This window comes from Bradyrhizobium sp. 482_C4_N1_8, from assembly GCF_052075965.1.
GTDB classification, from domain to species: domain Bacteria; phylum Pseudomonadota; class Alphaproteobacteria; order Rhizobiales; family Xanthobacteraceae; genus Bradyrhizobium; species Bradyrhizobium barranii.
The window spans coordinates 6533036-6546271 of record NZ_CP197231.1 but is presented as its reverse complement, the minus strand read 5'-3'; the positions used below and the strand labels follow the sequence as shown (position 1 = coordinate 6546271).

8 protein-coding genes are annotated in these 13236 nt (G+C 62.3%); 3 read left to right on the top strand and 5 right to left on the bottom strand.

Features of this window, described 5'->3' with window-relative positions:
• Positions 1–14 precede the first annotated feature (14 nt).
• The gene (locus AB7Z56_RS31175) at positions 15–2513 is read right to left on the bottom strand and encodes a tetratricopeptide repeat protein (protein WP_354099366.1); all 2499 of its coding nucleotides are present in this window, start codon (positions 2511–2513) and stop codon (positions 15–17) included.
• Between the two features lie 248 nt (positions 2514–2761).
• Between AB7Z56_RS31175 and AB7Z56_RS31170 the strand changes: the two genes are divergently transcribed.
• Positions 2762–4108 carry a hypothetical protein gene (locus AB7Z56_RS31170; RefSeq protein WP_354233013.1) on the top strand — a complete coding sequence of 449 codons (1347 nt, stop codon included), beginning with the start codon at positions 2762–2764 and terminating at the stop codon, positions 4106–4108.
• Between the two features lie 46 nt (positions 4109–4154).
• Here AB7Z56_RS31170 and AB7Z56_RS31165 read toward each other — a convergent pair whose 3' ends face one another.
• The 4 genes from AB7Z56_RS31165 to asnB all read right to left on the bottom strand — a co-directional run bounded on the left by AB7Z56_RS31165 (position 4155) and on the right by asnB (position 10304).
• Positions 4155–5393, bottom strand: a complete 1239-nt coding sequence (locus AB7Z56_RS31165) for an acyltransferase family protein (RefSeq protein WP_231144450.1) — start codon at positions 5391–5393, stop codon at positions 4155–4157.
• Between the two features lie 25 nt (positions 5394–5418).
• Entirely contained in the window at positions 5419–6804 is a 1386-nt protein-coding gene (locus AB7Z56_RS31160; RefSeq protein ID WP_283018554.1) for a glycosyltransferase WbuB, read from the bottom strand.
• A 538-nt stretch (positions 6805–7342) separates the two neighbouring features.
• Entirely contained in the window at positions 7343–8509 is a 1167-nt protein-coding gene (locus AB7Z56_RS31155; protein WP_283018555.1) for a glycosyltransferase, read from the bottom strand.
• 10 nt (positions 8510–8519) lie between these two features.
• On the bottom strand, positions 8520–10304 hold the full coding sequence (asnB, locus tag AB7Z56_RS31150) for an asparagine synthase (glutamine-hydrolyzing) (protein ID WP_231144453.1): 1785 nt from the start codon (positions 10302–10304) through the stop codon (positions 8520–8522).
• 509 nt (positions 10305–10813) lie between these two features.
• On the opposite strand from asnB, the gene AB7Z56_RS31145 reads away from it, so the two are divergent.
• Positions 10814–11791, top strand: a complete 978-nt coding sequence (locus AB7Z56_RS31145; RefSeq protein WP_231144454.1) for a hypothetical protein — start codon at positions 10814–10816, stop codon at positions 11789–11791.
• Between the two features lie 47 nt (positions 11792–11838).
• Entirely contained in the window at positions 11839–13224 is a 1386-nt protein-coding gene (locus AB7Z56_RS31140) for an MBOAT family O-acyltransferase (RefSeq protein WP_166351439.1), read from the top strand.
• The last annotated feature ends 12 nt before the right edge of the window (positions 13225–13236 follow it).

The following is a 13236-nucleotide window of genomic DNA, read 5'->3' as shown; positions in this document are numbered from 1 at the left end:
TGCGGGTGCGCTTGTCAGACGGTGGTTCCCGGCACCCGGACGTGGTCCGGCGGCAATCCCGCCATGTGCCGCTCCATCATGGCCGCGTATGCCGTCTCCAGATCACGCGTGTATTGCTCCGTGTCGTACAAAGGTGTCGTCAGTCGATCGCGGGCCAGCTTCGCTCTCAGCGCCGCGAGCCTGGCGGGATCGTTCGCCAGTTCGATCGCCAATTGTTCGTAGGCCGCCGGCGTCGTCGTGATCAGTTCGGGCAGGCGGATCGCATTGAGCAAGCTCGCCCCGACACGCGCCGCGAATGTTTCGCCGAGGCAGGTCACGACCGGAAGTCCGGTCCAGAGCGCATCGCTGGCGGTCGTATGAGCGCCGTACGGAACTGTATCGAGGAAAAGGTCCGCGCAACGATGCCGCGCCAGGTGCGCGGAGGTGGGGAGCCGTTGGGCGAAAACCAGACGACGCGGCGCCACGCCCCTTGCCTGCGCCTCTCGACGCAAATTGTCCGCAGCCGTTGGATTGTCCTCGAACAGCCACAACACGCTGTTCTCCACCGCGGCGAGAATCCGCATCCAGGATGAGAAAACGTCGGGCGTGATCTTGTAGTTGTCGTTGAAGCAGCAGAAGACGAAAGCGTCATCCGGAAGGCCGTGCTCGGCGCGGACAGGCATCAGATCCGCAATTGCACGGTCGCGATCGTTTGCCTGATAGCTTTCGGGAAGCCAGGCGATTTTCTCCACGTAGCAATCGTAATCGTGCTCGGGAATGACGTTTCGGTCTGCGACGATGTAGTCGATGAAGCCTGCACCGATGGTGCCGGGAAAGCCGAGATAGTTGACCTGGATCGGGGCGGGACGCATGGCCAAGATGCCGGTGCGCGCGTCCTGGGTATATCCTTTCAAATCGACGAGGATGTCGACTTCCAGAGCCCTGACAAGCTCGGCGATTTGAGTGTCACTTTGCGGTTTGGCGTCGACAAAGCGCTCGAACGCGGCTTCGATCCGCCGGCGCATGTCCGAGCCGTCGTTTGGGCCGATCGAGATGGCGGTGATTTCAAAGCGCGTCCTGTCGTGATGTTCGAAGACGCCCGCCATCAGTTGCGAGGTCGCGTGCTGATGAAAATCCGCCGAGAGATAGCCGATGCGGATGCGGTCGTGAGTGTAGCGCTCGCCGCGCCAGACCGGCGAACTCTGGAGACGAAAGTTGTTCTCGGCCCACGTGCGCGCGCATTGAAGCTGCTCGGCCGATGTGGACGGAATCGCGACGAACATGAACGGTGAGACGAGCTTCCCGCTTCGGACCGATGACCTGACCGAGGCACAACCACTCTCGAAATCCGTCCAATCGCATTGATGCAACTTGACGCGCAAACAGGCGGCGGCCACGGCGGACTGATCCGGATTGAGGTCGAGAGCCCTGTTCCAGGCGACCAACGCGTCGTCATAACGCTTCTCGAGATAGGCGACCTGGCCCTTCGCCAGCCAGGCGCTCACCAGGCCGGGATTCAGGACTGTGGCGCGGTCGAGAGCCGCCGCCGCATCGTGGTGACGGCCAAGGGACAGCAACACAGTCCCGCGCCCGAGCCAGGCCTCGGCGAAAGCGGCATCCGCAGCGATGGCGCGATCGAACGCGACCTCCGCATCGCGCTGACGGCCTGATCGAAGGAGAATATTGCCGTGTCCGGACCAGGCCGACGCGAGGTACGGCCCGATGGTGAGCGCACGGTCGTACGCTGCCGCAGCGTCCTCGAGGCGACCGAGATCGAGGAGCGCGTTGCCGCGGCCAGCCCATGCTTCGGGGAGGTCGGGTTGCAGCTTCAATGTGTGGTCCGCGGCAGCCAGAGCTTCGTCGCGCCGGCCCAGCTGGATCAGGGCGTAGCAGCGGCCGAGTGCCGCTGCCGCAAGATCGGGCCGCAGCGTGAGGGCGTTGTCATAGGCCGAGAGCGCGTCGTTGTAACGGCAGGTCGCGAAGTGGATCGTTCCCTTATCGAGATGCGCCTCCGCGAGCTGTGGGTTCAACTGCAATGCCTGGTCATACGAAGCGAGTGCCAGTTCATATTGGCGCGACTTCGCCAGCGCCGAACCCAGCATGAAGTGGGCCGGAAAATGCCCGGGGTGATGTATCAACAGGCGTGTCAGATGTTCGATGGCTTCCGAATGGCGGCTCAGTGCCAACAGCCCAGCTGCGCTTCCATGCAGAAGTCCCAGGCTGGTCGGCGCGAATTGTAGTCCGTGCTGGCACAGCCGGACCAACTCGTCATGCTCGCCGGCCCGGTGGAGCACGGCCGCGTAATTCTCAATGAACTCCACGTTGACCGGCTTTGACTGCAACGACCGTGTCATCAGCAGTTTTGCGCGATCAATATTTCCCGCCGCTGCCTCGGCCACGCCCAGGAAGTGCACGGCGTGAAGATTATTGGGATTGGCATCGATGATGCGTCGATACAGTTTGGCGGCGGCCGCGATGTCCCCCTTGTCATGCAAGGACAGCGCCCGATCCAATATCCGTCGCTCGTCACGCATCGCTCGAACCGCACACTGCCTCAAAGGCCCGATGGCCGGGACGAACTCCCGCTCTGCTTGACCCGACCCCACTCCTTACGTTCCGAATTGCACAAGACTGTGACATCGGCGAAGTTAGCGGCGAGCTATGCGATGATCCGCGAGCTGTCGTCGGACCGGTTATGCGAGGTATCAATTAGTGTAACATTGGTCTACATCGGCGCTGCCAGCCGTAGGTTCAGGTAACGACGCCCGCCCCGGAAAACATCATGCTTGAAACAAGTGTCGCGAGCTCCAACGCCTCGGATGGAACGCGGAGCCCTGCGGCGTCTCGATACCGGCTTGCACAAATGCGCGCCGCCGGGTGGGTCAGAGCCGTCCATGGCCAATGGAGGCAGATTGCCAACATCGGGCTGCTGGTCGCCGGGTTCGGCCTCGGTCAAGGGGCGATATTCATCGTCCAGACCGTACTCGTAGCCGCAGGCGAGTACGAACTTCTCGCCGCATTCGGCACGCATTATTCCTTTGCCATTCTGGGCATCGTCCTCGTTGATGCCGGTGCGAGTACGACACTCGCCCGGGCAGTCGCCCGCTTGCCGAGCGGTCGAGAGGCAAGCGGCGAGGTATGGCGGATATTCTGCGAGACGAGCGCGATAAGGATCACGGTGGCCTTGATCGTCGGTGTCGCTGCAGCCCTGTATGTCTGGCGACTCTCGTCTGACGAGTTTTCGCGATGGTACGTCGCCCTTGCGCTCCCCGGATTGCTGCTGTGGGCCGTCAACGGGGTTGGTCTGCTCGACGGCCTGAGACTTAGTGGCATCAGCGGAATCACGGGATCGGTGGCTTACCTGGCCACCGCCGCCGGCCTCGCCTTGGCGGCCCACAAGTTGGCTGCCGCAGCAGGCGCGATCCTGGGCGGCGCCTTTTCCATAGGCTATCTCGTGACGTTGATCGCGCAATGGACGACGCTGGCGCGCAAGGGCTGGTACCCGCGATTTCACAGGGTGACACGTGCGGGCCTGACAAGGGCACTGACGGACGGCTGTGCCCTGTCGTTCCAGATCTTGCCGGGGCAGGTCAACATGCGCGTTCAGTTGGTATTGAGCACGGTCTATCTCAGCGCCGAGACGACCGCCCTTTTCGTGTACGCCAAGCAGATCGTGACGGCATCGACCCAGATCGTAGGGTTCGTGCTGAGGGTGGAATTCCCAAGCCTCGTCGAGAAACTGTCGGCAGCCGGAAAGCAGAGCCTCGGCAATATGCTCGGGGCGCAGAGAATGGCGCTCTATTGCGCGGCGACGTTTGCAGTCGGGGTTACAGTCGTCGCCGGCATCGCTGCGCAGGTGCCGGATTTTGGCTTGCACCGGGCTGCGATTGTCATCGCCGGCTTCGCGCCGACGATATTCACGATGTCGCTGTTGCTGATGATGATGCAAGCCCTGGCTGCGACGGGCGCGTATGGCCTCGCCGCCGGAGCTCTGGCGATCGGCTCGGCGGCGGGAATGCTGGTCAGTTACTTGCTGGTTTCGATGCTTGGTGTCTATGCTTTCGTGGCGGGAGAGGTCGTCTTGAATCTGGTTGGGCTCTATGTCGGATATCGCTATCTGCGTCCCTGAGGGACGAGCCTGGACGGCCGAGCCCCGATCTTGTAGTCCTGTGATATCAGCTCAAGTCGGCCGGTTTCGGCACCATCGCGATGGGGGGAGCGGAGACTGGCTTGGCTGCAGGCCCCCATGGCAACCGGAATGACAAAGGCCTCAGGAAATTTTCGGCAGCAGCGACGATAACCCTCTTCTTCGCCAGGACCTTCGATTCGACGAGATGCCAGGACAGCGCCGCGAACACCAGGCTGAGGACATAAGCCATGGCAAAGCTGAGCAGCCAGTTCCGGTTCTCAGGAAAGAGGTAGACGAGGAGCTGCTGTACCGGTAGTCCATACAGGTACACTCCGTAGGAATAGTCGCCCGTCCGATTGACGAACGTCTCGCGGAAGTTGGAAAGTCCGACGAAGACGGTGGCGTAGGCGATCGGGATCATCGCCAGATATTGCAGCGCTCCTCCCCAGAGCAGGGCGTAGGAAAGCACGACCGAAAGAGCGAAAAGGTCAGCTCGCAGCGGAACCTTGTCCTTGAGCTCGAACAAGGACACGCCGATCAAGAACGCGAGGACGAGAGTCTCGATCTGCACTCTCCCGTCGCCTGCAGACCAGTCCGCCGGCGCATGAATTCCCAGTGCCTGCATTCCCAGCAAGCAGATGAACGTCGCCACGGTGACGAGCGGAACGGTCCGGCGCAGGTGTGCGAGCTGCAGGACGAGCAGGGTAGCGAGGATTGCGTAGCAGTACATCTCCGCCGGAATGGTCCAGAGCTGCAGATTCACGACCCGCGGCACAGGGTTGTTGAGAAAGACACCAGGCAGATAATATTGGATATCGCCGATGATATTGAGAGGATATGCCCGAAACAGGGGATCACTGAAATACGCGGCCAAGGTGAAGCTGGTCACGAGCGGACCGAGCACCAGCATTGCGAGAAGCGACTCGACACAAAGCGCCGGGATAATACGCAGCACTCTCAGCAACAGAAAGCCGATTGTCGTCTTTGAACGATGCAGACTTCCTGAAACAAGGAATCCGCTAAGGGCGAAGAAAGCCGGCACCACTGCCCAGAGAATTGGCTGGTAGATCGGGGGCTGCGCCATGGAAAACATGCCGACGCGGACCGTCGAGTCAACCAGCGACTTGAAGGTCTGGACATCTGCGCCGAGCGTAAACGTCTTGCTGTGGATGAAGAGGACGGCCGTAGAGAGAAGTATCCTGAGGTAGTCGAAGCCTGTTGAATGGCCCTCAACGGATTCCATCCGAGCGGAGATGCTTTCTCCTTTGGGCAGCGCGGAAGTCATCGGTACTGATCCCCGTCCAGTCTTGCTAGTGTTCAGAGCCGACGCCCCTGGCTCGCGGACGCAAGGGCTCTCTTGAGGGCGGCCACCCTGACGTCTCTGGCCGGCGGCGGCTGCCCGTCGTGACATGTTCGATCGAGCGAACCGGCGTCGCCAATGGCGCGGTGCGCGGAGCAGGTGTGGCGGTCCGTTGCGGAAGGGACATGAATTCGTGTTCGAGCGAACGGATGATCGAGATGCGATCCCATTTCTGTTCGGCGCGTGCGCGCGCGACGGCACCGAGGCGATCCCGCAGTGCCTCGTCTTCGGCCAGAATCGTGACAGCCGCGGCAAGCGCGCCAGCGTCGCCCGGAGCGATGACGAGGCCAGCACCTTCCACCTCGGACGCGATCCCCGTACCAGGCTCGGTCATCGCGATGAGCGGTCGGCCGGATGCGAGCATGCCGGCCAGCTTGGACGGCAGAACCAGGTCGGATATCTCGGCCTTTTGCGGCAAGAGCTGAATGTCGGCGGTGCTGAGCAGCTCCGAGACCCGATCGAGCGGCTGGAGATCAAGGAAGCGGACGTTGTGCAGACCGGCAGCCATTTGCACCAATGCCGGTTTGACCGGGCCATTTCCGCAGAGAACGAACTTTACCGAGGGCTGGCTGTCCTTCAATGCTGCGGCGGCTTCGATGATCAGCTCAAGCCCCTGCTTGTTCGACATGGCTCCCGAGTAGAGCGCCACGATATCGGTCGGCGCCAGCTGCAGCTCCGAGCGGAGCTGCGTTTGATTGCTTCCCGGCACGACGATGCTGGTATCGATCCAGTTCCGGAACTCGCGTAGTCTGGTAGGCACGATGCCCTTGTGCTCGAGGCGGCGTACCATCTGTATCGAGATGGTCGAAACACGGTCGAATGAACGCAGTATCCATCGTTCGACCGTACGCATCAGCTTGCGCGTGACGCCGCTGCGGAGCAGCCCGACCTCGAAGGCTGCGTCGACTTCGAGGTCCTGAACATGAACCCAGGAGGATGCGCCGGTCATCCTGGCGGCCAATGCCGCCATGGGCGCGGAAAGCAGGGATGGCGCCACCACGAAGACGATATCGGGGCGCCACCAGAGCGCGCTCGACAGAACGGGAACGGCTGCCGAAAGCATGAAGGAGGTGTGGTGAAGCAGTCGCTTGAGACCCGAGGGCCGGCTCGGCACGTAGATCGGCGCCCGAATGACGTCCACATCGTTCAGACGTTGATGGCGATACCATCTCGAACGATATCCCGGTGGGATGCTCCAGTCGGGGTAATAGGGCGGGGCCGTGACGACGCGAACCTCGTGACCCCAACTGGCGAGACTCTCGCAGAATTCGGTGTTGTATTTCGCCACGCCGATCAGATCGGGAGCATAATTTATCCCTATCACCAACACCCGCATGACCGTCCTCATTTTCGGTCGAAGCGAAAGGGGCTTCGACCGGCCGCGACAAATCCCAGCCCGCCGATCCGGTTACGGGTTCGGTCGTGGCGCCTGCAGGCGGGAGCGTGTCTTGGGGGTGAAGCCGAGTCCGAGACGATCCTGGATAGGACCGACAGCGGCGTGCGCCCTCCTGCGTATTGTTAGGTCTGATATCATTTCTTGTGTGACGTTATCGTAATAACGATACGACAAGTAACAAGGGGCGGCGTGGCACGGCGATCCCGGGAATTAAGTCGATCGGTGCAACATACGGCGATGAGAAGCCTGGCTCCGCACGGGCGGCAGTCCGAGATCAGGCCAGGACGCGGATCGCGGCGGCGAGGCCAAGCGTCGCAGGTTGTTGCGAGGCTGCATTGTCGCTGCCGGTTATGGCGCGGCGGCGGTCCGGGTCACACGTTCCAGATGACGAAAGATCGCGACATGCTACGGCGGGGTCATCGACGAACTCAGACCTCGATCCGGTCGTCCGAACTTCGCCAAATACCGGGTTCTCGCGTCACGAGCGCGGAGAGGCTTGCACCGCACGCACGACATCGATCAGTGCCGTCGCCATCCGGTCAACACTGAACCGATCCGCGAACAGGTCGTGGGTCCGTCGGCCCATGGCCGCCCGGTCTTCCGGAGACATGGCCAGCCATGCGCGCAGGTTTTTGAGTGTGCCCGGCAGCGAATCTTCGGCGACTAGACCTGCGCCGGCCGCTTGAACCTCGCGCCATATATTGACCTTGTCAGAAATCAGCACGGACAGGCCGCAACCCAGGGCCTCGGCGACCGAGATGCCGAAGTTCTCTTGATGGGAGGGCAGCACGAAGGCCTCGCTGCTGTGGAACGCGCCCCATTTGGCGTCGCCCTGCAACATGCCGGGCCATGAGATGCGATCGGCCACGCCCAAGGCGCGGGTCCGGGCCTTGAGCTGAGCGACCCAGCCGGTCTGGTCCGGCCCGGCCATCAGCAGATGCAGGCGAGGCTCCTCGGCCGCCACGTGGGCGAATGCCTCGACAAGCAGATCGCAGCCCTTCTTGGCGTGCAGCCGCCCGAGAAAGAGCAACACCCGCTTGCCGCGCAACTCGGGATGGGCGGCAAGGAAAGCCTCTCGTAGCGGGGATCCGTCCTGCGGCGGCAATCGCGTGCCGTAGGACACCACGACCTCCTGCGCCCGGTAGGGCCAAAACGAGCGGCGCGCAAGCAACCGCTCATCCTCGCTCGTGAACAGCACAGCCGCAGCGTCGCGCAGAACCCGGTATTCGGCCCAGGGCCAGTAGAGGCACTTCTTCAGATGCTTGAGCGGATAGTTCTGCTTGAACCACGGATCAAGCATGCCGTGCGTGAACACGACGTAGGGCTGCCTCAGCTCGCGCATGACCTGCCAAACGGCAAAGCTGTGGTACTGCCAGATACCGTTCACAATGACTGCGTCATAACCGCCGGCGTGGGCGCGCAGCCATGGCTGGAGCGACGTCGAGAAATGATAGCTGCCGCGCGGCGGCCCGAGTGCATGCACGGGTAACGGAAAGGATTCCAGATGAGGCGCCCTGGGATCATCCAGACACGCTACTTCGACCTGATGGCCCATCTCCAGCAGTCGCAAGCCGCGCTGGCGCACGCCCTCGATGGGCCCGCCATTGCTGGGATCGGCGGAGGAAATGACGTGAAGCAGCCTCACTGGTGTCTCCTCAGGCTGCGGCAAAATGTCGATACAGCGTCATCGCCCAGTCTCGATGCCGCGTGACGCCGCTGCTCGCGCCCGGATTGAGCCACTGATGGATCGGCACCGCAAAGCCGGTCTTGGGCCGGTTCAGCACGCCTTCCGGCAATTCGGGCGCGACGCGCCTGACGATGGTGCGCTTTTCGCTGTTCGCATCGAAATCCGGAAGTTCCACGAAGTGTTGCAGCAGTTGCAGATCGACCAGGGGCACGCGGATTTCGAGCGAATGCGCCATACCCGCCCAGTCGGCGTCGCGCAGCAACTGGTTGCGCATGTACCACTGCATCTCGAGAGCGGAGACCGCCAGCCGGTCGCTCTCCAGGCCCTCGGTACTGGCATCGAGGCGGTTCATAGTCGCGAGCTCCTCCAGGCCATCTCTGGCCATGGCCGGGTCCATCAGCTGCGCGAGCTCCCACGGCATGTGGAGTGCTCGCCGCAACAGATATGCCCCCGACAGGCTGTGGCCGTATTCGGCGAGTCCCGCATATTTGGGCGACGGCAGTGCCGAGGCGAAAGGTTGGGCCAGATGCCGCAGCAGCAGCCCGGTTCGCGCGCCGACCGGTGCGCGCCGCATCAGGCTCACCAGGCGCGGTACCTGCCGGAAGCTCGGGTAAGAGCCGAACAGCTCGTCGCCGCCGAGCCCCGAGATTGCAACCTTCAGGCCTTGCGCGGCCGCAGCCTTGGAGACGAACCAGACGTTGATGCCGTCGATCGAGGGTTGATCCATCGCGTCGATCAGGTGCTGCCGGTCGCACTCGAAGTCGCGGGCTGAAATCCGATGCAGCGCATGCTTTGCGTGGAGCAGGCCGGCGACCTCGTCGGCCAGTCCGGCCTCGTCGTTGGGGCCGTCGGCATACTCGTTGAAGCCCAGGGTCAGCGTGCGCAACTCGCCGGCACTCGCCGCACAGGCCGCGAGCATGGTTGAATCCAATCCCGCCGAAAGGAAGACGCCAACAGGCACGTCCGCCACCATGTGCGCGGCGACGCTGTCCCTGACCGCTGCGGCGATCTGATCAAGTGCGTCGTCGGTGCGGGCGCCGGAGGCCGTGGGCAGGCGACCCAACGCATCCACGATGCTTGCAAACCGGACCGGCCGTCCGGCGCCCGCGGCGCTGAAGCGCTGCCAGTGCCCAGGCGGCAGCGCGCGGATGCCGCGGTACAGGGTGTATGGCTCGGGTACCGACCCCCACAGCAGGAAGCCGGCGTGGCCCGCCGGTTCGGGCCTCCGGTCCACCGGGGCTTGCAGCAACGGCTTGACCTGGGACGCGAAGCGAATGGTGGCGCCGTCGTCGGCCACGTACAGAGGCTTGATGCCGAACGGGTCCCGGGCCAGCAGCAACTCGCGCCGACGCGCGTCCCAGATTGCGAAGGCATACATGCCGCGAAGGTCGGAGAACATCTCTTCGCCACGCTGGGCGTAGAGCTTGAGCAACACTTCGGTGTCCGATTGAGTTCGCGTCGCGACGCCGTCGTGGTGCAACCGGGCGCGCAACTGCTGGTGATTGTAGATCTCGCCGTTGAAGCAGATCCAATTGCCGGTTTCGGGGTCAAGCATGGGCTGCGCGCCGCCCTCGCTCAGGTCGATGATGGCCAGGCGGCGATGTCCGAAGCCGACGCGCCCGTCGGCGGCCATCCACAGGCCGGCGGCATCCGGACCGCGCGCGAGCATCGCGTCACGCACGCGCAGCAGCTCGGCTTTGTCGATGGGGGGCGCCTCGGCACGGTATGCGAAGGCGCCAGCAATTCCACACATGGTTCAGCTTTCGGTCAGCGAGGGACGTTGTCATGCACGATGATAATTGTGCGACGGTGCGTTACGGCGCCCTGAATCGTCCTCCCTGCGCAGGCCCTCGCGCGATGTGACGGGGAAGCCCGGACCAGCGGCCGGTTTATCTACTCAATGTTACCGTCTTCGGCAATGCGCTGCATGTATCGAGTGCTGCGACCTCGATATCGTCAAACTGTAATGTTCGTTTGATAGGACCTCGGCTGAACATAACAGAATGATAACAGGGCTGCATGTTCTCCGCTTCCGAACGCACCACGCCGGCGCACGCGCGCTTGCAGTTCGGGCACGGCGAACGGCCCGTCACCACCGACGGCACCCGATCGTCCCAATGCTCTGTCCCGTGAGTTCCGTCGGATATGTACAAGCCTCGCCGGCGCCAACTCTCTGACCGGATTTCACTGAGCTCAGAGATATCGGAACGAGCTACAGCCACGGTCCGCTCGCCTCTGCCATCTCCGGAGGCCGCATCGGCCGTGAATGCAGAAGAGCCGGCCGCGATCGCCGCTCCGTGGTTCAAATCCGTCGTCGTCTTCGGGCTGTTGTTCGGCGCGGTGTGGCTCTCGCTGTACACCGCCTACGCCATGCTGCCTTTTATCAGGCCGGGCTCGGTCGTCATTGCGTACGCAAAATTGGATACGCTTGTGAAGGGCCGGATGTTCGGTCCGCAGGACCGCAATCGGGTGATGGTCTTCGGCAACAGCAAGCTTCTCTCGGCGTTGCGTCCATCCGACCTGGATGCGGCCGTCGGATCCGGCTTCCGATCGTATAACCTTGGCCTGCCCGGCGAAGTTCGCTTTCTACCGATTCTGGAAGCCGCGTTGGAAGCCGGCAACGTTCCCACGCACGTGCTGTTGACGATCCCTTGGGACGACAAGGGCGCATCCGATAATTTTGCTGATATCCTGCGCAACGATAATTTGTTGGCAAGCACGCTGTTTCCTTTTCGTAATTTGCCCCGTGAAGCAGCGCTGTTCGCTTTTCAGAATCTGGATCGACTGTCCGACGCGCGCCGCGATGTGGAGATCCAGCGCGCTGCAATGCTCCGCGACCGGGGCTGGTACTTCATCAAGTCGCAGAGCCATTACCCGGGCGATCGCCTTCCGGATGACTACACCCTGCCGACCGATCATCCCGCACGTATTGAGCTACGGATGATCCCTGAAAAGTCTCACTCTCGTAATCACCTCGAACGGCTGGCGAGCCAGTATGGCTTCCAGATCATGATTGTTCCGGGCTTCTTCCGCGCTGGCGAGGCTGCTCCGCTGCCAGCCGCTGACGACGCCAGGTCGATGATGATCTCGGATCGGCCCCTCATTCGGGTGTTTGGGCCGGACTATTTCATGTATCCGCCAGCGCTCTTTGCCGATCCGCAGCACATGAATCCGGCCGGGGCGCGCGCCTACACGGCCGATCTGGCCAAATTGCTGAAGGCCACCGGAGCATTCGACTGATGCTCTTCAACTCTTTCGAATTTCTGGCGTTCTTCGTAACGTTCCTGGTGGTGTTCTTCTCGTTGCCGGGGCGAACCCAGCCGCTGGTGCTGCTGATCGCCAGCTACATATTCTACATGAGCTGGCGCCCTTCCTTTGGACTCCTGCTCGGATTGACGACGATCGTGGATTACACGACCGCACTCATGATGGCGCGGGCTCGGACCGATGGCGGACGCAAGGCGGCGCTGATCATCGCGCTGTCGATCAACCTGGGCGTACTCGGAACGGTCAAATATCTGGACTTCCTGATTTCGAACGTGCTCGGCGTGGTCGGGCTGTTCGGGTATGTGGTGCCGGATTATGCCCTCGGCCTGGTGCTCCCTTTGGGCATTTCGTTCTACACGTTTCAGTCGGTCGGCTATACGCTCGACGTGTACAATCGCCGGGTTGCCGCTGAGCGCGACTTTATCACCTATGCCCAATATGTGAGCTTCTTTCCGCAGCTGATCGCCGGTCCGATCGAGCGTGCGGCACACATGCTGCCGCAGTTCCGGATCACGCATCGGCTTTCCTACCAAAATGTCACAGCGGGCCTGTTGCTCGTCGGCTATGGCCTGTTCAAGAAGATGTGCATCGCCGACGTGGTCGCGTCGGTGGTGAACGGGATCTACGCCAATCCGGCGCAGTATTCCGGCAGTTATCAACTGCTCGCGGCGGTGCTCTTCGCCCTCCAGATCTATTGCGATTTTTCGGGGTACTCGGACATTGCGCGTGGCGTGGCACGCATCATGGGCTTCGATCTCATGATCAATTTCGGGCAACCTTATTTCGCCACCAGCCTGAACGAGTTCTGGCGCCGTTGGCATATCTCCCTGTCGACCTGGTTCCGCGATTATCTGTTCATTCCGCTCGGGGGAAGCCGCGGCAGCGAAGGCTCCACCGCGCGCAATCTCATCATCGTATTCGCGGTCAGTGGTATCTGGCACGGTGCAGCGTGGAACTTCGTCGCTTGGGGCACGCTGCATGGGGTCTGCCTGGTTGTCGAACGAGCCTTTATCAGGCTTGCGAAACCGGAAGCATGGCTCGGCGAGCCGGCTCGTCTGCTGCTCGGCTGGGCCTGGATGCTAGCCGTCGTGCTCGTGGGATGGGTCTTCTTCCGGTCGACGAGCGTCGCCAATGCGATCGTCGCCCTGCGGAGCCTGGGCGACTTCGGTCCCATCTCCTATTTCACCCTGAAGATGCTGGATCTCGCGAGCGGCGAACTGGTGATGCTCGCCGTCTCGCTCGCACTGCTGTTCGTGATCGACTTCCACCTGTCGTTTCGGCCGCAGCGCCTTCGTGAACTGTGGGAGGTGCGCTGGCTGCCAACGGCTGCCGGTGTCGCGCTGGCTTATTACATCGTGCTGTTCGGCATTTTTGGACATGCCGAATTCATCTACTTCCAGTTCTGACCGCGGCCGACG

Excerpts from the sequence above, each read along its gene's own strand:
- AB7Z56_RS31175 (WP_354099366.1), bottom strand. The coding sequence starts at position 2,513 with ATGCGTGACGAGCGACGGATATTGGATCGGGCGCTGTCCTTGCATGAC.
- AB7Z56_RS31170 (WP_354233013.1), top strand. The coding sequence starts at position 2,762 with ATGCTTGAAACAAGTGTCGCGAGCTCCAACGCCTCGGATGGAACGCGG.
- AB7Z56_RS31165 (WP_231144450.1), bottom strand. The coding sequence starts at position 5,393 with ATGACTTCCGCGCTGCCCAAAGGAGAAAGCATCTCCGCTCGGATGGAA.
- AB7Z56_RS31160 (WP_283018554.1), bottom strand. The coding sequence starts at position 6,804 with ATGCGGGTGTTGGTGATAGGGATAAATTATGCTCCCGATCTGATCGGC.
- asnB (WP_231144453.1), bottom strand. The coding sequence starts at position 10,304 with ATGTGTGGAATTGCTGGCGCCTTCGCATACCGTGCCGAGGCGCCCCCC.